Source organism: Streptomyces sp. NPDC031379 (assembly GCF_055569615.1).
On the sequence record NZ_JBVIIT010000003.1, the window covers coordinates 24,462 to 46,160 of the forward strand.

The window sequence follows — 21,699 nt, forward strand, 5'->3', positions numbered from 1 at the left end:
GTCAGCTGGTCCCGCGGGCCGCGTGCCGGCCCGCGGCGCGTCCGGAGAACAGGCAGCCGCCGAGGAAGGTGCCCTCGAGGGCGTTGTAGCCGTGGACCCCGCCACCGCCGAAGCCGGCCACCTCGCCGGCCGCGTACAGCCCGTCGATCGGCGAGCCGTCCGCGCCGAGGGCGCGGGAGTCGAGGTCGGTCTGGATGCCGCCGAGCGTCTTGCGGGTCAGCACCCGCAGCCGCACGCCGATCAGCGGGCCCGCGGCCGGATCCAGGATGCGGTGCGGGGTGGCCACCCGGCCGAGGCGGTCGCCGATGTAACGGCGGGCGTTGCGGATGCCCTGGACCTGGGAGTCCTTGCTGTACGGGTTGGTGATCTGCAGGTCGCGGGCCTCGATCTGACGGCGTACCACGGCCTCGTCGAGCAGCGGCTTGCCGGTCAGGTCGTTCATCTTCCGGACCAGCTGCTCCAGGGTGTTCGCGGTGACGAAGTCGGCGCCGTTGTCGAGGAAGGCCTGCACGGGCGCGGGGGCGCCCTTGCCGAGCAGCCGGTCGCGCAGCACGGCCTTGCGGTCCTTGGCGGTGATGTCGGGGTTCTGCTCGGAGCCGGAGAGCGCGAACTCCTTCTCGATGATCTTCCGGGTGAGGATGAACCAGGAGTGGTCGTGGTCGGCGATGTCCTCCGTGGTGCGCAGGTACTTGAGCGTGTTCAGCGTGTCGTAGCCGGGCAGGCAGGGGTCGGGCAGGCGGCGGCCGAGCGCGTCGAGCCAGACGGAGGACGGGCCGGGCAGGATGCGGATGCCGTGGCCGGGCCAGACGGAGTTCCAGTTCTGCAGGCCCTCGGTGTAGTGCCACATGCGGTCGCGGTTGACCAGCCGTACGCCCGCCCCGGCGCTGATGTCGAGCATGCGGCCGTCGACGTAGGCGGGGACGCCGGTGACCATCTCCGCGGGGGGCGTACCGAGCCGTGCGGGCCAGTGGCGGCGGACGATGTCGTGGTCGGCACCGATGCCGCCGGTCGTGACGATCACGGCCTGGGCGGTGAGTTCGAAGGCGCCGATCGGGTCGCGCGTGGAGGCGACACCGCGTGCCGAGTCGTCGGGAGCGAGGACGGTGCCGCGCACCCCGCGTGCCGTGCCGTCCTCGATGACCAGCTCGTCCACCCGGTGGCGGTGGTGGAAGGTCAGCAGTCCGTCCCGGGCGGCCTGCCGGGCGTACCGGACGAAGGGTTCGACGACTCCGGTGCCGGTGCCCCAGGCGATGTGGAAGCGCGGTACGGAGTTGCCGTGCCCGTCCGCCCTCAGATCGCCGCGCTCGGCCCAGCCGACCGTCGGCAGCAGCTCGATGCCGTGCCCCTGGAGCCAGGACCGCTTCTCCCCGGCCGCGAACGCGACGTAGGCGCGGGCCCAGCGCACCGCCCAGGAGTCCTCGTCCTCGAGCCGGTCGAACTGTGCGCTGCCGCGCCAGTCGTTCCAGGCGAGGTCGAAGGAGTCCTTGATGCCGAGCCGGCGCTGCTCCGGGGAGTCGACGAGGAAGAGCCCGCCGAAGGACCAGAACGCCTGGCCGCCGAGGTTGGCGGCGTTCTCCTGGTCGACGAGGGCCACCCGGCGGCCCCGGCTGGTGAGTTCGTGCGCGGCGACCAGGCCGGCGAGACCGGCTCCGACGACGATGACGTCCGCGTCCATGGCGACTGTGTCCTTCCTGAGGGTGCTCGGAGCCGGTCGGCGCCGGTGCTCATGCGGGGGTGCGGCTGCCGTCCGTCAGCAGCGCGGTGAGCAGCTGCTTGAGCCAGGCCCGGGCGGCCTCGATGTCCTTGTCCAGCAGCAGTTGGGTGGTGACCCCGTCGTACGCGGCGACCACGGCGTGCGCGGCGCCGTCCACGTCGCCGAGCACGGCGGGCAGTTCGGTGTGCCCCCGGGCCCGGGTGAGCCGGTCGGCGACGGCCTCCCGCAGCCGGGCGCGGTGGTCGAGGAGGGCCCGGGCGACGTCCGGGTCGCGGGCCGCGTGCACCAGGAAGTCGGTCTTCACCAGCAGCCAGTCCACGTCGAGCAGCAGCACCTCGGTGACCCGGTCCACGGAGGCGGCCACGTCGAGGTCGGGGCCGTCCTGGGCGAGGGCGTCGGCCACCTGGGAGGCGATGAGGTCGGCGCGCTCCTGGTAGAGCGCGAAGAACAGCTCGTCCAGGGTGGCGAAGTTCGAGTAGAAGGCGCCCCGGCTGTAGCCGGCGGCCTCGCAGACCTCCTCGATGGAGACGCGGCCGAAGCCCTTCGCGGCGAACACCGCGAACGCGGCGTCGAGCAGGGTGGCCCGGGTCCGGGCCCGCCGCCTGGTGACCCGCCGGGTGGTGTCCTCCGCCGTCATCGTGGGTCCTCCCGCTCTTTCGATACATCAATGTATCCGATACACCAATGTATCGAAAGAGCCGATACGCCGGTGCATCGAGAGGCCCTCTTCCGGGCCACCCATGGGAACGTATTTTCGATTAGGGAGTACGCTGGACTCATGTCCACGCACCTCCAGGGCTCCCTGTTCGACCAGACCGACGAGCTGCGGCTCGGCCCGCTGGACGCCCTGCGCCGCACCGAGCTGGGCTCCGGCGCCTGGATCGACGTCCTGCCCGGCTGGCTGACCGGCGCCGACGCCCTGTTCGAGAAGCTCGCGGCGGAGGTCCCGTGGCGGGCGGAGCGCCGGAAGATGTACGACAACGTGGTGGCCGTCCCCCGCCTGCTCGCCTTCTACAAGGCGCACGACCCGCTGCCCGACCCGGTGCTGGACGAAGCCCGCGCGGCCCTGTCCCGGCACTACGCCGAGGAGCTGGGCGAGCCGTTCACCACCGCCGGGCTGTGCTTCTACCGCGACGGCCGGGACAGCGTGGCCTGGCACGGGGACCGGATCGGACGCGGTGCCCGCGAGGACACCATGGTCGCGATCCTCTCCGTCGGCGCCCCCCGAGATCTGCTGCTGCGCCCGGCCGGCGGGGGCGGCACGACGGTCCGGCGACCGCTCGGCCACGGCGACCTGATCGTGATGGGCGGCTCCTGCCAGCGCACCTGGGAACACTGCGTCCCCAAGACCACCCGCGCCGCGGGCCCCCGCGTCAGCATCCAGTTCCGGCCGCACGGGGTGCACTGACCCGTCCGTCCGCGCGCGCACCGACCCGCCGCGCCGCCCTCTTACGCGGGTGACCGCCGTATCTGGTTGGCTGTCCTCGACGATCAGCCGTTCAGGGGCCCGGAGAGATCATGACCGCGGACGTACGCCAAGTCGCCGACGACACCTATCTGGTGCACGGCCACAACACCAACTGGGTCATCCTCAAGGACGGTGACGCCGTCACACTGGTCGACACCGGGTACCCCGGGGACCGGCAGGGGGTGCTGGAATCGCTCGCGGCGGTCGGCAGTTCGCCCGAGGCGGTCGCCGCCGTGCTGATCACGCACGCGCACAACGACCACCTGGGCTCCGCCGAGTACCTGCGCGCCACGCACGGCACCCCCGTCTATCTGCACCCCGCGGAAGTCCCGCACGCCCGCCGGGAGTTCCTGCAGCAGGCCACCATCGCCGACGTGGTCCGCAACGCCTGGCGGCCGGGCGTGCTGCCCTGGGCGGTACACGTGATCCAGGTGGGCGGCACCGAGAACCATCCCGTGACCTCGCCCGCGCCGTTCCCGGCCGAGGGCCCGCTCGACCTGCCGGGCCGGCCGGTCCCCGTGCACACGCCCGGCCACACGGACGGCCACTGCGTCTTCCACCTGCCCGCGGCAGGGATCGTGATCTCCGGGGACGCCCTGGTCAGCGGGCACGCGACCTCGCGGGCCAAGGGCCCGCAACTGCTGCTGGACTTCTTCCACCACGAGCGCGGGCGGGCGCTGGCCTCCCTGGAGCTGATCGCCGCGCTCGACGGCGACACCCTGCTGCCCGGACACGGGCCGGTCCACCGGGGGCCGGTGCGCGCGGCGGCCGAGCTGGCCCGGGAACGCGCCTCCTAGAACACCCGCGCGGGGCCGTAAGGTTCTGGCCATGGCCTTGCAGATCAACGCCACGAACCCGGAACATCCCGCACTCCTGCTCGCCCTGCCCTGGGACGTGCCCCTGGAGGAGTGGCCCGAGGAGTACCTCGTGCCGCTCCCCCGCGGCATCTCCCGGCACGTCGTCCGCTACGCGCGCGCCGGCGACGAGGTGATCGCCGTCAAGGAGCTGGCCGAACGGCCCGCGCTGCGCGAGTACGAGCTGCTGCGCGACCTGGACCGGCTCGGCATCCCCGCCGTCGACCCGCTCGCCGTGGTCACGGGCCGCGCCGACGGCTCGGGCACCCCGCTGGAGCCGGTGCTGATCACCCGGCACCTGCGCGGCTCGATGCCGTACCGGTCGATGTTCGAGACGACCATGCGCCCGGCGACCATGCACCGCCTGATGGACGCCCTCGCCGTGCTGCTGGTGCGGCTGCACCTGGCCGGGTTCGCCTGGGGCGACTGCTCGCTGTCCAACACCCTCTTCCGGCGGGACGCCGGCGCCTACGCGGCCTACCTGGTCGACGCCGAGACCGGCGACCTGCACCCGCGGCTGAGCCCCGGGCAGCGGGAGTACGACCTGGATCTGGCCCGTGTGAACATCAGCGGCGAGCTGCTGGACCTGGAGGCCTCGGGCGCGCTGCACCCGTCCGTCGACCCGATCGAGTTCGGCCATGAGATCTGCACCCGCTACTCCGGGCTGTGGCAGGAGCTGACCCGCACCTCGGTGTACCCGGCGGGCAAGTACCACTACATCGAGCGCCGCATCCGCCGCCTGAACGAGATGGGCTTCGACGTGGCCGAGATGCAGATCGAGCACTCCTCCAACGGTGACACCGTGACCTTCGTGCCGAAGGTCGTCGACGCCGGCCACCACCAGCGGCAACTGCTGCGGCTGACCGGCCTGGACACCGAGGAGAACCAGGCGCGGCGCCTGCTGAACGACCTGGAGAGCTGGATGGCCACCCAGGACGACTACGCCCCGGGCGACCCCCTCGCCGCCCGCCCCGAGGTGCTCGCCCACCGCTGGGTGCGGGACGTGTTCCGGCCGACCGTGCGGGCGGTGCCGCTCGAGCTGCGCGGCTCCATGGACGCCGCCGAGATCTACCACGAGCTGCTGGAACACCGCTGGTACCTGTCCGAGCGCGCCCAGCACGACATAGGGCTGGACACCGCCGTCGCGGACTACATCGCGAATGTGCTGCCGAGGGCCCGAGCCACGCTGGAGCCGACCACCCCCGACTAGCGCCGGGTCACTCGTGCGGGACCACCGCCACCGGGCAGCCGGCGTGGTGCAGCACCCCGTGGGCGACCGAGCCGATCCGGGCGCCGACCGCCGTCCGGCGCGCCCGGCGGCCGACGACCATCAGCTGGGCCCCGCCGGACACCGACAGCAGCACCTGGCCCGCGCTGCCCATCTCGACGTGCTCGGCCACGGGCACGTCGGGGAACCGCTCCCGCCACGGCTGGAGCGCCTCGGCCAGCGCCTGCTTCTCGTACGGCTCGAGACCGCCCGCGTCGTCCAGGAGCTTGAGCGAGCCGGGGCTGTACGCGAACACGGGCGGCAGGGTCCAGGCCCGTACCGCCCGCACGGTCGCGCCCCGGGCCGCCGCCGTCTCGAACGCGAACCGCAGCGCCGCCGCGCTGTCCTCGGGACCGCCGTGCTGGCCGACCACGACCTCCCGGCCGGCGGCCTCCGCCGTCGGCCGGTCGCCGGCCCGCACCAGGACCACGGGCCGGGTCGTCTCCGCGACCACCTGCTGGCCGACCGAGCCCAGCAGGAACCCGACGACCGGGCCGTGCCCTCGGGAACCCAGCACCAGCATCTCGGCCTCCGCCGCCGCACCGGCCAGCGCCTGCGCGGCCCCGCCCTCGACGACGTCGACGCTCACCTCGACCTCCGGATGCCGCTCCGAGACGGTGCGCACGGCCTGCGCCACCCCTTCCGACACCCACCCGTGCTGGGTGTCCCGGTCGGCGGTGGCCAGCGCCTCGGCGTAGCTCCACGCGTGCACCACACGCAGGGGCAGGCCCCGGCGGACGGCCTCCCGGGCCGCCCAGTCCAGTGCGGCCAGACTCTCCTCCGTACCGTCCACCCCTGCCGTGATCGGGCGTGCCATGCGTGGGCCTCCTCGTCGTCGCGTCCTCGTGCTGCCGGTGCCCACTATCGGGCACCGGAGCGCACCGTCACGATGATCTCGTCCACGAGCCGCCGCACGACACCGGGGGCCGGGAGGAGGCGGCGCGGTACCCCGGGGCGAACCCGGACGATCGAACATACGATGGGCTTCGAACCGGTGCGGTGGTCTCCACGACGCCGACCCGTGTGATCCGACGCTCGGGGTGGGAGACGTATGGCACAGGCCGCGGACACAGCGCGGACCGTCATCCTGACCGTGGACGACGACCCGGGGGTCTCCCGTGCCGTCGCCCGCGATCTCAGGCGGCGCTACGGCGAGTCGTACCGGATCGTGCGCGCGGAGTCCGGCGAGTCCGCGCTGGAGGCGCTGCGCGAGCTGAAGCTGCGCGGGGACCTGGTGGCGGTGATCCTGGCCGACTACCGCATGCCGCAGATGAACGGCATCGAGTTCCTGGAGCAGGCCCTGGACGTGTACCCGGGGGCGCGCCGGGTGCTGCTGACCGCGTACGCGGACACCAACGCGGCGATCGACGCGATCAACGTGGTCGATCTGGACCACTATCTGCTCAAGCCCTGGGACCCGCCGGAGGAGAAGCTCTATCCGGTGCTGGACGACCTCCTGGAGGCCTGGCGCACCAGCGCCTACAGGCCCGTGCCCAGCACCAAGGTCGTCGGGCACCGCTGGTCGGCGCGCTCCTCGGACGTGCGCGAGTTCCTGGCCCGCAACCAGGTGCCCTACCGCTGGTACTCGGTGGAGGAGCCGGAGGGACAGCGGCTGCTGGCGGCCGCCGGGCAGGACGGGCAGCGGCTGCCGCTGGTGGTCACCCCCGACGGCACCGCCCTGGTCGAGCCCGAGGCGCCGGAGCTGGCGGCGCGGGTGGGCCTGGCGACGACACCGACGGCCGACTTCTACGACCTGGTCGTCATCGGCGGCGGGCCGGCCGGGCTCGGGGCCGCCGTGTACGGGGCCTCGGAGGGTCTGCGGACCGTGCTGGTGGAGCGGTCGGCGACCGGCGGACAGGCCGGGCAGAGTTCGCGGATCGAGAACTACCTCGGCTTCCCCGACGGCGTCTCCGGCGCCCAGCTCACCGACCGGGCGCGCCGGCAGGCCGCCAAGTTCGGCGCCGAGATCCTCACCGCGCGCGAGGTGTCGGGGCTGGAGGTGACCGGCGCCGCCCGCGTCGTACGGTTCGCGGACGGCTCGTCCATCGCCGCGCACAGCGTGATCCTCGCGACCGGGGTGCAGTACCGGCAGCTGGAGGCGGCGGGCTGCGTCGATCTCACCGGCTGCGGGGTGTTCTACGGCTCGGCGCTGACGGAGGCGAGCGCCTGCCAGGGGCAGGACATCTACATCGTCGGCGGCGCCAACTCGGCGGGCCAGGCGGCGATGTACCTGGCCCGGGGCGCGAAGTCGGTGACCCTGCTGGTGCGCGGCCCGGATCTGTCGGCGTCGATGTCCTACTACCTGATCCAGCAGATCAACGAGGCGCCGAACATCTCGGTGCGCTCCCACACGGTGGTCGACGCGGCCCACGGCTCGGACCACCTGGAGCGGCTGACGCTGCGGCACACGGTGACCGGGGAGACCGAACAGGTCGACGCCCAGTGGATGTTCGTGTTCATCGGTGCCGCCCCGCTGACGGACTGGCTGGGCGACACGGTGCTGCGCGACGAGCGCGGGTTCATCCTGGCCGGGCCCGACCTGACCGCCGACGGGCGGCCACCGGCCGGCTGGGAGCTGGACCGGCCGCCGTACCACCTGGAGACCAGCATTCCCGGCGTGTTCGTGGCGGGCGACGCGCGCGCCGAGTCCGCCAAGCGCGTCGCGTCCGCCGTCGGAGAGGGAGCCATGGCCGTGATGCTCGTCCACCGGTACCTGGAGCAGTCATGAGCGGGCAGCTGATGCCGTGCAACCCACGGGAGATCAGCTCCCTGTTCCTCTTCGAGAAGCTGAGCCCCGAGCAGCTGGGGCGGCTGTGCAGCGAGGGACGGGTGGAGCTGTTCCAGCCCGGACCGGTGTACACCGAGGGCGACCCCGCCACCTGCTTCTTCGTGATGATCGAGGGCACGGTCGTGCTGTCCCGCCGGGTCGGCGGCGACGACGTGGAGGTCAACCGGACCTCGCAGCGGGGGGTGTACGCGGGCGCGATGCAGGCGTACCTCGGCGACCGGGTGCGGCAGGTGTACACCAACTCGATGCGGGTCACCGAGCCGACGCGCTTCTTCGTGCTGCCGGCCGACCTCTTCGCGGACATCATGCGCGAGTGGTTCCCGATGGCCGCGCATCTGCTGGAGGGCCTGTTCTTCGGGTCGAAGAACACCCAGGCCATGATCGGGCAGCGGGAACGGCTGCTGGCACTGGGCTCGTTGTCGGCGGGACTCACCCACGAGCTGAACAACCCGGCGGCGGCGGCGGTCCGGGCCACCGCCACCCTGCGGGAACGGGTCGCGAAGATGCGGCGCAAACTCGGTCTGATCGCCGAAGGGCCGTTCTCCCGGGACGCGTTGGCGCATCTGGTCGAGGTCCAGGAGCGCACCGCCGAGCGGGTCGCGAAGGCCCCGGCGCTCAGCCCGCTGGAGGCGTCCGACCGGGAGGACATGCTCACCGACTGGCTGGAGGACCACGGCATCGATCACGGCTGGCAGCTGTCCCCCACCTTCGTGCAGGCCGGACTCGACGTCGACTGGCTGGAACAGGTCGCCGCGGCCGTGGAGGAGGAGATCCTGCCCGGCGCGATCGGCTGGCTCAACTACACCGTCGAGACCGAGCTGTTGATGAACGAGATCGAGGACTCCACCACCCGCATCTCGCACCTCGTCGACGCGGCCAAGCAGTACTCGCAGCTGGACCGGGCGCCTTACCGGGTGGTGGACGTGCACGAACTCCTCGACAGCACCCTGCTGATGCTGTCGGGCAAGAGAGGCCCCGGCGTCAAGGTCGTCAAGGACTACGACCGCACCCTCCCGCCGGTGCCCGCCTATCCGGCGGAGCTGAACCAGGTGTGGACCAACCTCGTCGACAACGCGGTCTCCGCCATCCACAGCGCCGGCGGCGAGGGCACGCTGACGGTCCGGACCGCGCTCGACCACGAGCAGGTGCTGGTGGAGTTCCGGGACACCGGGCCCGGCGTCCCGCCCGAGATCAAGGGACGGATCTTCGACCCGTTCTTCACCACCAAGCCGGTCGGCGAGGGCACGGGCCTCGGCCTGGACATCTCCTGGCGGATCGTCGTCAACAAGCACCACGGCACGCTGCGGGTCGAGTCGGTGCCCGGCGACACCCGCTTCCAGGTGCTGCTTCCCCTGACCGCCGAGCCGCCCACCGAGGACGCGGAGGAACCCGTATGAGCGCCGACGGAATCGACCCGAGCGTCCCGCCGAGCGGCACCGGCTGCGTGGAGTGCGAGGAGGCGGGCGGCTGGTGGTTCCATCTGCGCCGCTGCGCGCAGTGCGGGCACATCGGCTGTTGCGACGACTCGCCCGCCAAGCACGCCACGGCCCACTACCGGGAGACGGGGCACCCGGTCATCCGGAGCTTCGAGCCGGGCGAGGCCTGGTTCTGGAACTACGCCACCGACGAGTTGTACGGCTCCGGACCCGAACTCGCTCCCCCGCAGGGCCGTCCCGCGGACCAGCCGGCGCCGGGCCCGGCGGGGCGGGTGCCGGCCGACTGGGCGCAGACGCTGCGCTGAGGCCGGACCGGGCAGCGGGCCCGGCGGCCCTGGATGAGCCGCAGGTCACGGGCCCGCTGTCGGTGGCCCGTGTCAGGATGGGGGCGTGTCGCAGATCGCCTTCACCACACCGCCGCTGATCGGCCGGGACGAGGAACTGGCCCGGCTGACGGGCCTGCTGGAGCGTGCCCGGGGCGGTGAGGCGCGGGCGGTGCTGATCGCCGGGGATGCGGGGGTCGGCAAGACGCGTCTGCTGGACGAGGTCGCGGGACGTGCGGCGCGGGCGGGGGCGACCGTGCTCACCGGGCACTGTGTGGACCTCGGGGACGTCGGTCTGCCCTACCTGCCGTTCACCGAGATTCTCGGTGTGCTCGCCGCCGACGAGCGGTTCACGGCCGTGCTGGGCTCGCATCCGGCGGTGGACCGGCTGCTCGGTGCGGGCACGGACGCAGTCCGGGACCCGGACGGGCGGCTCAGGCTCTTCGAGGACGTCGCCGGGCTGCTGGCCGACCTGGCCGCCGTGGCGCCGCTGGTGCTCGTGCTGGAGGACCTGCACTGGGCCGACCAGTCCTCCCGCGACCTGCTGCGCTTCCTGCTCAGCCGAGGTGTGCTGCACCGGCCGGGCGGCGGTGCCCCGGACCGGCGGCTCGCCGTGCTCGCCTCCTACCGCGCCGACGATCTGCACCGCCGCCACCCGCTGCGCCCCCTGCTCGCCGAACTGGTCCGGCTGCCGGCCGTGGAGCGGCTGGAGCTGCGGCCGCTGCCCGATCCGGAGGTCGCCCGCCTGGTGCGGGCCCTCGGGGCGGGCCCGCTGCCCGAGGCGGTCGTCCACGGCATCGTGGCCCGCGCCGAGGGCAACGCGTTCTACGCCGAAGAGCTGTTCGCGGCGGCCGACGCGGACACCGACGGAGTGCCCAGCGGACTCGCCGACCTGCTCCTCATCCGGGTCGAGCAGGTGTCCGAGACGGCCCAGCAGGTGCTGCGGACCGCCGCCGTGGCCGGGCGCCGGGTGGAGCACGACCTGCTGCGCGAGGCGGCCGGACTGCCCGAGGACGAGCTGGAGCGGGCGCTGCGGGACGCCGTCGGACGCCAGCTGCTCGTCCCCGGGGCCAAAGACACCTACGCCTTCCGGCACGCCCTCACGCGCGAGGCGGTCTACGCCGATCTGCTGCCCGGTGAGCGGTCCCGGCTGCACGGCGCGTACGCCCGGCTGCTCGCCGCCCGGGGCCGGGCCCCGGAGACCGCCGCCGAGCGCGCCCATCACTACCACGAGAGCCACGATCTGCCGGAGGCTCTCGCCGCCTGTCTGGAGGCGGCCGACCACGCCCGGCGGCTCGGCGCCCCCGCCGAGGAGCTGCGGCACCTGGAGACCGCCCTGGACCTGTGGCCGTCGGTGCCGGCGTCCGCCCGGCCCGCCGTCGAGGGGGACCTGGACCGGGTGACCCTGACCCTGCGCGCCTCGGCCGCGGCCGCGCACGCCGGGGAGTCCCATCGCGCGGTCTCGCTGACCCGCGCGGCGCTCGCCGGGGTCGACCAGGACACCGACTTCGAGCTGGCCGCCCGGGTCCGGTACACGCTCGCCGGGAACCTGCTGACCGTGGACAGCCTGACCGCGGCACACCGCTACAGCAGCGAGGCGCTGGCGATGATCCCCGCCGAGCCGCCGTCGCGGACATGGGTGTGGGCGGCGGCCACCCATGTGGCGACGGCCCGTCAGGTCGGCGAGGACGAGACCGCGTTGCGGGTGGGGCGGCGGGCGCTGCGCGTCGCCGAGGAGCTGGGCATGTCCGCGGCCCAGGCCGATCTGCTGATCTCTCTGGCCAACGTCGAGGGCGGCGGCCGGAGTTCCCGGGCGGGCCGGGAACGGCTGCGCCGGGCCCGGGAGCTGGCCCGCACCGCGGGGAACGGGCCCGTGGAGATGCGCGCGCTGTACCACCTGGCCGTGGCCGCGTTCGAGGCCGGTGCCCTCGCCGAGTGTCCGCCCCTGCTGGCCGACGCTCTCGACCAGGCCCGCCGGGCCGGGCTGCTGTCCTCGCCGTATCCGATGGAGATGCGCTATCTGCAACTGCTGGTGATGTACACGCTGGGCAGCTGGGAGGAGTGTGCGCGCACCGCGTCGCAGGCGGCGGCCGCGCTGCCGGCGGCGAGCGGTGGGGGCGTGACGGGCCCCGCCCTGTACGTGGCGCTGGCCCGCGGCGACGAGACGGCCGCCGACCGGGCCCGCGCGCTGCTGGCGGGCCCTTTCGACTGGATGGGCACGCTCGTCGCCGGGATCGTCCTCACCGACGCCGCCGCGCAGCGGGGCGCCCCGGAGGAGGCCGTCGAGCGGACGCGGTCGGCGATCGCGGCCCTGGGGGACGGTACGACACGCCGGCCGGGGGTCGCGGTCCGGCTCGCCGCGCTGTGTCTGGGCGCGATGGCGGACCGGGCCGCCGAGCCGCGCGGCAGCGGCGGCGACCCGGATCTCGCCCGCTGGACGGAGACCGCGGCCGAGCTGGTGGAGCTGGCGCGCGGCACGGCCGGAGCCGACGAGGAGGGCCGTGAGCAGGGCCCGGAGGGGCAGGCCTGGCTGGCCCGCGCGGAGGCGGAGTGGGCGACGGTCGCCTCCGGACCGGACCCGGCGGCCTGGGAGAAGGCGGTCGCGGCGTTCGGGTACGGCGACGTGTACGAGCAGGCGCGGTGCCGACTGCGGTACGCGCGGGCGCTGCTGGCGGCCGAGCGGCGCGCGGAGGCGGCGGAGCAGGCGCGGCTGGCCCGCGAGACGGCGGCCGGGCTGGGCGCGGCGCCGCTGCTGGAGCGGATCGACACGCTGACCGGACGCGGCGGTCTCACGGCCACGCCGCAGGCCGCGGGCCGTGCGACACCGCTCACCGCACGCGAGCGGGACGTGCTGCGGCTCCTGGCGCGGGGCCGCAGCAACCGGCAGATCGGCGAGGAGCTGTTCATCAGCGGCAAGACGGCCAGCGTGCACGTGTCCAACATCCTCGCCAAGCTCGGCGCCGCGAGCCGTACGGAAGCGGTGGCGATCGCCTACCGCCAGGGTCTGGCGGCGCCGGAGCCGACCGGGTCGGGGTGACCCGGCCGGCGCGTCCTTCAGCGCGTGCAGTCCAGGCTCCCCGGGTCGACGGCGTCGGCCATGGCCTGCATGCCCTTGTCGCCCGGGTGCAGATGGTCGCCGCCGTCGAAGAACGGCAGGATCCGCTCGGGGTCGTACGGGCTGCGCAGGATGCGGTCGAAGTCGGTGACGGCGTCGAAGTCCCCGCTGGTGCGCAGGAACTGGTTGACTTCCTGGCGGAGGGCCTCGGCGGCCGGATCCCACTCGTACCAGCCCTTGAACGGCCCGACGGTGGCGGCGACCACGCACTTCCCGGCCGCGTGCGCCCGCCGCGCGATGTCCCGGTAGCCGGCGATCAGGTCGGCCGCGGTGACGCCGGTGTGCGCCTTGATGTCGTTGACGCCCTCGAAGAGGAACACGGTGCGTACGCCGGGCTGGGAGAGGACGTCCCGGTCCAGCCGGTACACGGCGCTCTGCCCGGCTCCGTCCGCGAGGACCTTGTTGCCCGAGATACCCGCGTTGCCGACACCCTTGACCGGCGTTCCGATGCCGGCGAGGCGCCGGGCGAGGTAGTCGGGCCAGCGGCGGTTGAGATCGAGGGAGGACTGCCAGCCGTCGGTGATGGAGTCACCGAGCGCGACCACGGCGGCCGCTCCCGCGCCGGACGGTCGTACGGAGACGGCGTCCAGGTACCACCAGGCGCCGGTGGTCTGTGCCCAGTTGGCGCCGCTCTCCTCGGCGGTGTGGTCGCCCTGGCCGGTGTACGAGGTCTGCATCGCCATCCAGTGGCCGGAGGCCGGGCCGGCCGCGTCCGGGGTGCGGAAGCTGATGACGAGGTCGGTCCCGGCGGGGATCCTGCCCGGCAGCGGATCGCTCCAGGCGGCGGCGCCGGCCGGCACGCTGACCGTGCGCGCTCCGCCGAAGCTCAGCGGCCGGCTGGTGCCCGGACGCAGCGCGGCCCCTTGGTCCCGCAGGCCGGCGTGGACACCGTCCAGGGTCAGCGGCCGGTCACCGAAGGCGTTCGTGAAGCGGACCCGCAGGTCGCTGCCGCCGACGCTGGTGCGGACGATCAGCCGGTAGCCCTGGCCGGCCGAGCCCTCGCCCATGCGGTCGGCGCTGGCCGCCCAGGTGACGACACCGGTTGCCCGGGTGGCGGACTCGGGCAGCGGGCCGGCCGCCCGTGCGGGCCCGGTCTGGCAGGCAAGGGCCGTCAGCAGCGCGGCGAGGATGCGGCAGCCGCGTCCGAAGCGGCCGCTCACCGGGCGAAGTCCCGGATCGTGACGGACCCGCCTGGCTGTATGCGGACCGTCCGGGACGAGCCTGCGTACCCCACGGAGGTCATGGTCCCGCCGATGCTGCGGATCCGCACCTCGTCCGGCTTTCCGTCCCGCCAGCTCAGGTCGACGAGGAAGCCGCCGCGGGCCCCGGCACCGGTCAGTGTGCCGGAGGCGGCCCAGGCCTCCGGCAGGGCCGGCAGCAGCTCCAGGTGTCCGGGGCGCGAGTACAGCAGCATCTCGGTGACGGCGGCCGGGGTGCCGAAGTTGGCGTCGATCTGGAAGATGCCCCGGCCCTGCTCGACCTGGTAGATGTCGAAGAGGTTGGGGGCGGTGCCGTTGCCGCCGCCGCTGGAGGGGCGCAGGTTGTTGACGATGAGCTGGTAGGCCTTGCCGGCGTTCTTCAGCCGGGCCCAGCACAGGGCGCGCCAGGCGTTGGCCCAGCCGAAGCTTTCCGTGCCGCGTGCGGTGAGCAGGGCGGTGGCGCCTGCGACGATGTCGGCGGGGGTGGAGCCGTCGGGCCGGATGCGGTCGCCGGGGAAGAGGCCGACGAGCGGGGACAGATGCCGGTGGGTGGTCTCGCCGAGGTTGTCCGGGGACATCCACTCCTCCAGCCAGCCGGTCTTCGGGCTCACCTCAGGGAGGTGCAGCCGCTCGCGCAGGGCGCCGACGGTGGCGGCGTACTCGGCGTCCCTGTCCAGCTCCGCCGCCGCCGTGCGGTAGTTGCCGAACAGGGCCCACACCAGTTCCTGCGCGTAGGTGATGCCCTTGGCGTCCAGCGGTCCGTGCTCCGGCGACCAGTCGCTGTCGGCGATCAGTACTTCCCGCGAGGTTCCCGGCAGGGTGTGCGCGAGCAGCCGGGCCTCCCAGAACTCGCAGGCGCCCTTGAGGAGTGGGTAGATCTTCTTCAGGTGGGCGCGCGACGCGGTGAACTCGTAGTGTTCGAACAGGGAGTTGCACAGCCAGGCGTTGCCCGCCGGGTGCCACCACCAGCCCCCGCCGCCGAAGGGGTTGGTGGAGATGGCGACCGTCCAGCCGGCCTGCTTGCCGCTGGAGTTGCGGTAGCGGTTGCGCGGGTCGCCGAAGAGCCTCCTGGTGAGGTCCGTCCAGGAGGGGAGCTGGGCCACGCAGTAGTCGGTGAACGCGTCGAAGCAGGACGCGAGGCCCGCCCGGTCGGCCATCCAGTAGTTCATCTGGATGTTGATGTCGGTGTGGTAGTCACCCATCCAGTCGGGATCGTTGCCGTCGAGCCAGAGTCCCTGGAGGCCGAGCGGCAGGCTGCCCCGGGACCCGGCGATCATCAGGTACCGGCCGAACTGGACGTAGGCGGCCTCCAGTTCGGGGTCGGGCGCGCCGTCATCGGCGCGGGCCTGGATCCGCTCCCAGGTGTCCAGGGAGCGCTGCTCGGGGGACGAGGTGCCGAGCCAGAGACCGAACCGGTCGAACAGGGCGCGATGGTCGGCGACATGCGTGCGCAGCAGGGTGTCCGCGGAGTGCCGGGAGGCGGTGCGGACCTTGGTGCGGGCCAGCGCCCGGGGGTCGAGGGAGGGGTCCCGGTAGTGGGCGGAGGCGTCGGGGGCGTAGTCGGTGCCGCCGCTGAGCACCACGGTCAGCTCACGGCAGCCGGAGAAGGCGATCTGCGTGCCGCGCACGTGCACGCTGCCGCCGCTTCCTTGTGCGGCGATCGCGGCCCCGTAGCGCAGGCCGCCGGGGAAGGACCCGGCGAAGGAGTCCGCTTCCGCGTGTTCGCCGTGCGTGCCCTCGAGGGTGATGGTGCCGGTGTACCGGCCGCCGCCGCTCTGGCCGAAGTGCAGGACGATCACGTCGTCGGGACGGCTGGCGAAGAGCCGGCGCCGGTAGGTGACGCCGGAGCGGACGTAGGAGGTGGTCACCACGCCCTGCGCCAGGTCGAGGGTGCGGCGGTAGCCGGTGACGGCGGACAGGGCGTGGTCGGGGAGGTCGACGGTGAGCCGGGCGAGGAGGGTGAGCGAGCCGAAGTCGCCGCGGCCATAGGGGAACTGGCCGTCGGAGTCGAGGGTGTCGTTGAGGCCGCCGGTCCACATCGTGGCGTCGGTGACGAGGAGGAGTTCCCGGCCGGGGTCGTTGGTGGCGAGGGCGCCGAGGCGGCCGTTGCCGACGGGCAGGCCCTGCTGGATCAGCGAGTGCTCGTCGGCGGGTGCCCGCCACCACAGCTGGTGGCGGGCATCGGTGGCGGGAAGCGCGGCGGGCCGCGGCGGGGCGGCGGTGGCGGTGAAGGCGGGCAGTGCGGTGAGGGCTCCGGTGGCCGCGGCGAGGGCGAGGAAGCCGCGTCTGCTGGGGGATACGGGGTCCATGGCAAGCTCCGGGATTCATCGAGGATCGGTGCGTACAGCGCCCGTCGCGGGGCGCGGGGAACCGCAGCCGGCCACAGCGGCCCCGCGGTTCCCGTACGGTGCCCGGCGGAGCGTCAGCGGGGGGAGTCCGGGACTTCGATCCGGTCGATGTCGGGCGCGTAGTCCGAACCGCTGTCGAAGGTGACGGTGTTGGTGCCGGCCTTCAGGGTGACGGGGACACTGACCGTCTCGGCGGTCCCCCAGTCGCCGGTGGAGGGGAACCTGTGGCGGGTGCCGGCGCCGGAGCCGGCGGAGATGTTCACGGTGCGGGCGTCGCCGCTGACGTAGGCCACCTTGATCAGATAGGTGCCGGGCCGGTCCACGACGATGTCCTCGAAGCGGAGCGTGCCGCCGAGGTAGAGGTTGCCGACCTTCTTGCCGCCGGAGCAGGCGGAGCAGTCGGCGACGGAGGCGTTGCCGCCGAGCGTGTTGGCGCCGGCCTCGGCCTCGTAGCCGGTGGTGGTGAGGGCGCTGCCGTGCGGGGTGACGGTGAACAGGCGGGAGCCGTGGGCGGGCAGGGCCTCGGTGATCCGGTTCCGGTACGAGCCGAGGTCCTCGTGGTTCCACAGGTCACGGACGGCCGCCTTGCCGGTGAAGCCGAGGGAGGAGAAGTCGGCCGTGACGGCGGCGGGGGCGTCGGCGAGGTTGAACAGGGCGACGGTGTAGGTGCCGTTCGGGTTCTTGGCGGCCCAGACCTGCTGGGGGTCGGAGGGGGTGACCGGCCGGGCGGGCGGGGCGTCGCCCTGGTCGACGGCGATGACCTCGCGGTTGGTGAGGAGCCGCACGCCGTAGTCGTCGAGCCTGGTCAGGTCGTCGCCGGTGTAGAGCGGTGACTTGGCGATGGCCCACAGGGTGGCGTAGGTCTGGCGTTCGGCCTTGGTCAGGCCGTCCATGGCGCCGTTGCCTACGTCGAGGGAGTCGAGGTCGTTCCAGCCACCGGGGCCGGCGTGCTTCGTCCAGCCGGGGGTGTCGCCGAAGCGGTCGTCGACGGAGTTCTCCCAGCTGACGAGGGTGTTGCAGTAGCACTCGACATCGGTGTCGACGCGCCAGCCATTGGAGTGCTTCTTCCAGTCGGCGGCGTGCCCGATGTCCAGCGACCAGGACAGCTCCAGGTGAATGGGGCGGCCGGTGGCGGCGATCGCCTTCTGCCAGGCGGCGACGTCGGCAACGTTGTCGTAGTTGTCGCCGCTCTTGAAGGAGCCGGGCCCGACGCCGTCGAGCTTGAGGAAGTCGTAGCCCCAGGAGGCGATCGCCTCGGCCTGGGAGTCGATGTACTTCTGGGCGCACGGCTTGCCGAAGTCGAGTTTGTAGGCGCTGTCCCAGCCGTTGGTGGTGCGCAGGTCGCCGTAGACGATGTCGGCCGTGGTGCAGCCGTCGGCGTCCCGGACGGGCACCTTGCCGTCGCCGTACGCCTCCTTCTCCAGGCCGACGGGCAGGTAGATGCCGGCCTTCAGCCCGAGCGCGTGGATGTGGTCGGCGACCGGCTTCATGCCGCGCGGGAAGCGGACGGGGTCGGCCTGCTGGCGTCCGTAGGCGTCGAAGCCGGGCTGCCAGCTCTTGTCCCGCCACCAGCCGGAGTCGATGTTGACGTACTCGTAGCCGTAGCGCTTGAGCTTGGCGGCCAGGGCGTCGGCCTGCTTGAGGACGTTCGCCTCGGTCAGCCAGCTGTAGTCGCCGTCCGGGTTGAGGCCCGGGTACTTGGACGACTGCATGCTCCAGCTGGACCAGCCCATGAAGGGTTTCGCGGCCACCGCGGGCGCGGTGTCGGCCTGTGCGGTGGCCGGGACGGCCGTGGCGAGGCCCGCGGTGAGGGCCAGGACGACGGCGGCTCTGAGCCCGCGTACGGGCAGGACGGAGTACGAGGGTGACCGCATGGGCCGTACCTCCTGGGTGGGTTCGGGTCGGGCGGCTCAGCCCGTTCCGGTGGTGGGAGCCTGGGTGATGAAGGACTGGATCGCGGTCGCCGCCGCGCCGCGCGCCCACTCCTCGAAGGGCAGCGGGCGGGTCTGTACGTCGCACCGGGCGGCGGAGCCGAAGGCGGCGGCGGTGAACGCCTCCCGGATCTGCTCGGCGAAGAGGTCGTAGGCGGCGAGCCCTTCACCGGAGATGATCACGCGTTCGGGGCCGAACAGGTTGGCCACGGTGGCGATGCCGCGGCCGATGGCCTCCCCGGCCCGCGCGTACACCTCGCGGGCCCCGGGGACCCCCTGGTGCGCGAGGGCCACCGCCGCCGAGCCGTCGGCCACCTGACGGCCTGTCACCTCTCGTGTGCGGGCGAGGATCGCCGCGTCTCCGGCGATCGCCTCGACGCAGCCTCGGTTGCCGCAGTGGCACGGGGGTCCGGCGGGGTCGATGACGATGTGCCCGATCTCGCCGGCCACGCCGTGCGCGCCGGAGATCACCCGGCCGTGCACCACGAGTCCGCAGCCGATGCCCGCGCCGACGGTCACCACGGCGAAGTCGCTGAGTCCGGCGCCGGCGCCGAACCACTGCTCGGCGACCGTCAGCGCGCGCACGTCGTTGTCGACGACCACCGGCAGTCCGCCGGCCGTGGCGGCGAGTTCGGCGAGCGGCACGTCCCGCCAGTCCAGGAACGGCGAGTAGCGTACGACGCCCTCGGCGCGGTCGACGTCGCCGGAGACGGCGATGCCGAGGCCGGCCACCGGCGCAGCCGACTCGGCGGCGTGGGTGAGGAGTTCGTGGACGACGTCCGTGAGCGCGGTCAGCACGGGGCCGGGCGCCCGGCCCGGCAGGCGGGTGCGGCGGGCGAGCCGGATCCGGCAGCACAGGTCGGTCAGAACGGCGATCAGCTCGTCGCCGGTCACCTTCACGCCGATGAACAGGGCCCGTCCCCCGTTGACCCGGACCAGGCCGGCGGGCCGGCCGAGGGCGGGCCGGGCCTCCTCGGCGGCGTCCTCCGCCAGGTATCCGGCGGCCAGCAGGGGGCGTACGGCCTTGGTCACGGCGGCCGGGGACAGCCCGGCCCGGCGGCCCGCCTCCAGGCGCGTCAGGGGGCCGTGGGACAGGACCGTCGTGAACACCTGCGAGGCGGCCGGCGTGTGTGCCGGGAACGTCTCGGCGTGCGGGGTCGAGCGCATGGCCGGGAACCTAGGGCCCTTATTTTCCGCTGTCAATAAAAGAAACAACCGCTGTTACGAAGCCCGACGGAAGCCCTGGTGGCGGGCCGGACATGCGGATGCCCCGCGCGGGGCGGGGCATCCGGTGGTGCGGGTGTGTGCGCCGTACGTCAGTGCGCGCGGGGCGTGTTGGCCGCGGTGACGTTGACCGCGGACCACGACTTGTCCACGGTCTTGTACTCGGTGCTGTTCGCGCCGTACAGGTCCTTGGCCGCCTTCAGGGTCGCGGTGCGCGCCTGGTGGAAGTCGGTCGTGGAGACCATGTAGCGGGTGAGCGCACGGTAGTAGATGGCCGTGGCCTTGGTCCGGCCGATGCCCTTGACCGTGACGTTGCGGTAGGTCGGCGAGTTGTAGGTGACGCTGCCGATCTTCTTCTTGCCACTGCCCTCGGCGAGGAGGTAGTAGGCGTGCGAGGAGACACCGGAACCGGCGTGGACCTCGGTGTAGTAGGTGTCCGGCGACCAGTAGTCGATGGTGCCCTCGAGCTTGTCCAGCGACGGGTGGTCGAGGCGGCGCAGGAACTTCTGGTCCAGGCCCAGCTTCTCGCCGACCAGGTAGTCCGGGGTGTCCTTGGCGTTCTTGGCGTAGAACTCGACGTTCGAGCCGAAGATGTCCGCGAGCGACTCGTTCAGCGAGCCCGGCTCGCCGTACTGGTTGCCGTCGGAGTCGACGAAGGTCGGCTGCAGGTTGGCGGTCGCCTCCACCACGCCGTGGGTCAGCTCGTGACCGGTGACGTCGAGGACGACGAGCGGCTTCTTGAACATCTGGCCGTCGCCGTCGCCGTACAGCATGCAGTTGCAGGTCGGGTCCCAGAAGGCGTTGGCGACCTTCTTGCCCCAGTGGACCATCGCCTGCGCGGGCTTGCTGTTGTTGGCGATGCCCTTGCGCTTGAAGGTGCTCTTGTAGAAGTCGAGCGTCTTGGTGATGCCGTACTGGGCGTCGGCGGCGGCGCTGGCACGGCTGGTGGTCTTGCCGTTGCCCCACACGTTGGTCGTGTTGGTGAACTTCGTGCCGGCGCTGAACTTCTCCGTGTACGAGCCCTTGGCGTCCCGCGTCTCGGTGCCGTACCGGTTCGGGTCCTTGAGCTGGTAGTGGCCGCGCGAGGTCTGCGTGGTGGTGAGCCCGACGTTGCCGACGAAGAGGGTCTTGCCGGTGCCCTTCGCGGCGGACGGGTAGCGCGTGGCGCCGGAGACGCCCGAGCCGAGCAGACCCGCCGGGGCGGGAGCGCCGACACCGGTCTCCGGGGCGGCGCTCTCGCCGCGCTCGCGCAGGGTGTCGAGGAGCTTCGGGGACAGGAACTCGTCACTGTCGGGCGTGTTGCTGCGCACCTTGCCGGTGACGGCGTCGACGACGACGGTGTGCGAGCCGGCCTGGCCGGTCACCGTCACCTGGTAGGCGAGGGCGCTGGCGCCGCCGCGGGCGTCGAGGACCAGCTGCGCACCGCTCGCGTCACCCTTGGCGGCCTTGGCGGCCTTGGCGGCGGCCTGCTGCGCGGTCAGCTTGGCCTCGGTGGCGGCCGGCTTGACGGTGTGGCCGGCCGCACGGGTCACGCCCGTGTAGGCCAGCTTGCGGTCGAGGTGGACGATGAGGTCGGCGCCGAGCACCGGGAGGTCGCCGTGCGTCCGGACGAAACGGACGTGCCGGGCGCCCTCGGGGTCGATCATGACGTCCTGGGCCTGGAGTTCGTCACCCTTGGAGACGCCGGTCGCCGAGGCGTGGGCGAAGGCCGCGGTGCGCGCCGCCTCCACCACCGTCGTGGCGTTCGTGGTGGCGGACGCGGCGGTCCGCTCCACCCCCGTCGTGGAGGGACCCGCGAAGGCCGTGCCGGCCAGGCCTGTGGCAGCCGTCGTCACCGCGACGGCGACCGCCACGGAGCGTATGTGCGGTCTACGCAATCTGATCAGGGTTCCTTCGTGCGAAGGCGGCCGGGGTCACCAACCGCCTTGAGACGTGGCGCAGTTCGGCACCACGGGGACTGGTCGGGCCCCGGGCATCACCCTTGCGGATCAGTCATGGGCACGTAAAGCCGGAATGATCCATTTCGCGGATT

General features: G+C 73.0%; 15 protein-coding genes. 7 read left to right on the forward strand and 8 right to left on the reverse strand.

Translation table 11 applies throughout. The features are described from left to right. Position 1: 1 nt before the first annotated feature. Complete coding sequence (locus tag ACZ5CW_RS04995) at positions 2-1,675, reverse strand: FAD-binding dehydrogenase (RefSeq protein ID WP_468598451.1); 1,674 nt, start codon at positions 1,673-1,675, stop codon at positions 2-4. 49 nt (positions 1,676-1,724) lie between these two features. Further along, the gene (locus ACZ5CW_RS05000; protein WP_468598453.1) at positions 1,725-2,351 is read right to left on the reverse strand and encodes a TetR/AcrR family transcriptional regulator; all 627 of its coding nucleotides are present in this window, start codon (positions 2,349-2,351) and stop codon (positions 1,725-1,727) included. 141 nt (positions 2,352-2,492) lie between these two features. Between ACZ5CW_RS05000 and ACZ5CW_RS05005 the strand changes: the two genes are divergently transcribed. The 3 genes from ACZ5CW_RS05005 to ACZ5CW_RS05015 all read left to right on the forward strand — a co-directional run bounded on the left by ACZ5CW_RS05005 (position 2,493) and on the right by ACZ5CW_RS05015 (position 5,246). Next, positions 2,493-3,122: an alpha-ketoglutarate-dependent dioxygenase AlkB gene (locus ACZ5CW_RS05005; RefSeq protein WP_468598455.1), complete on the forward strand. Its 630-nt coding sequence runs from the start codon at positions 2,493-2,495 to the stop codon at positions 3,120-3,122. Positions 3,123-3,232: 110 nt separating this feature from the next. Beyond that, positions 3,233-3,979 carry an MBL fold metallo-hydrolase gene (locus tag ACZ5CW_RS05010; protein ID WP_468598457.1) on the forward strand — a complete coding sequence of 249 codons (747 nt, stop codon included), beginning with the start codon at positions 3,233-3,235 and terminating at the stop codon, positions 3,977-3,979. Positions 3,980-4,010: 31 nt separating this feature from the next. Next, positions 4,011-5,246, forward strand: a complete 1,236-nt coding sequence (locus ACZ5CW_RS05015) for a DUF4032 domain-containing protein (protein ID WP_468598459.1) — start codon at positions 4,011-4,013, stop codon at positions 5,244-5,246. Between the two features lie 7 nt (positions 5,247-5,253). On the opposite strand, the gene ACZ5CW_RS05020 is transcribed toward ACZ5CW_RS05015, so the two are convergent. Beyond that, positions 5,254-6,120 (reverse strand): universal stress protein, encoded by an 867-nt coding sequence (locus tag ACZ5CW_RS05020; RefSeq protein ID WP_468598460.1) that lies wholly within the window; start codon positions 6,118-6,120, stop codon positions 5,254-5,256. Between the two features lie 234 nt (positions 6,121-6,354). Here ACZ5CW_RS05020 and ACZ5CW_RS05025 point away from each other — a divergent pair, with 234 nt between their 5' ends. The 4 genes from ACZ5CW_RS05025 to ACZ5CW_RS05040 all read left to right on the forward strand — a co-directional run bounded on the left by ACZ5CW_RS05025 (position 6,355) and on the right by ACZ5CW_RS05040 (position 12,887). After that, complete coding sequence (locus ACZ5CW_RS05025) at positions 6,355-8,031, forward strand: NAD(P)/FAD-dependent oxidoreductase (RefSeq protein ID WP_468598461.1); 1,677 nt, start codon at positions 6,355-6,357, stop codon at positions 8,029-8,031. Next, the gene (locus ACZ5CW_RS05030) at positions 8,028-9,488 is read left to right on the forward strand and encodes an ATP-binding protein (protein ID WP_468598463.1); all 1,461 of its coding nucleotides are present in this window, start codon (positions 8,028-8,030) and stop codon (positions 9,486-9,488) included. The genes ACZ5CW_RS05025 and ACZ5CW_RS05030 overlap by 4 nt, the downstream gene beginning before the upstream one ends. Further along, entirely contained in the window at positions 9,485-9,832 is a 348-nt protein-coding gene (locus tag ACZ5CW_RS05035; RefSeq protein WP_468598464.1) for a UBP-type zinc finger domain-containing protein, read from the forward strand. The genes ACZ5CW_RS05030 and ACZ5CW_RS05035 overlap by 4 nt, the downstream gene beginning before the upstream one ends. Positions 9,833-9,917: 85 nt before the next feature. Next, a complete protein-coding gene (locus ACZ5CW_RS05040; protein WP_468598465.1) occupies positions 9,918-12,887 on the forward strand; it encodes an ATP-binding protein in 2,970 nt (989 codons plus the stop codon). A 17-nt stretch (positions 12,888-12,904) separates the two neighbouring features. On the opposite strand, the gene ACZ5CW_RS05045 is transcribed toward ACZ5CW_RS05040, so the two are convergent. The 5 genes from ACZ5CW_RS05045 to ACZ5CW_RS05065 form a co-directional block, all read right to left on the reverse strand. Further along, positions 12,905-14,125, reverse strand: a complete 1,221-nt coding sequence (locus tag ACZ5CW_RS05045; RefSeq protein WP_468598467.1) for an SGNH/GDSL hydrolase family protein — start codon at positions 14,123-14,125, stop codon at positions 12,905-12,907. Beyond that, entirely contained in the window at positions 14,122-16,473 is a 2,352-nt protein-coding gene (locus tag ACZ5CW_RS05050) for a glycosyl hydrolase family 95 catalytic domain-containing protein (RefSeq protein WP_468598469.1), read from the reverse strand. Before ACZ5CW_RS05050 ends, ACZ5CW_RS05045 begins: the two co-directional genes overlap by 4 nt. Before the next feature lie 113 nt (positions 16,474-16,586). Then, entirely contained in the window at positions 16,587-18,386 is a 1,800-nt protein-coding gene (locus ACZ5CW_RS05055; RefSeq protein ID WP_468598470.1) for an alpha-galactosidase D, read from the reverse strand. Between the two features lie 36 nt (positions 18,387-18,422). Continuing rightward, a complete protein-coding gene (locus tag ACZ5CW_RS05060) occupies positions 18,423-19,610 on the reverse strand; it encodes an ROK family protein (protein WP_468598472.1) in 1,188 nt (395 codons plus the stop codon). Between the two features lie 149 nt (positions 19,611-19,759). Further along, positions 19,760-21,520, reverse strand: coding sequence for a M4 family metallopeptidase (locus ACZ5CW_RS05065; protein WP_468598474.1), 1,761 nt, complete (start codon positions 21,518-21,520; stop codon positions 19,760-19,762). Between the last annotated feature and the right edge of the window lie 179 nt (positions 21,521-21,699).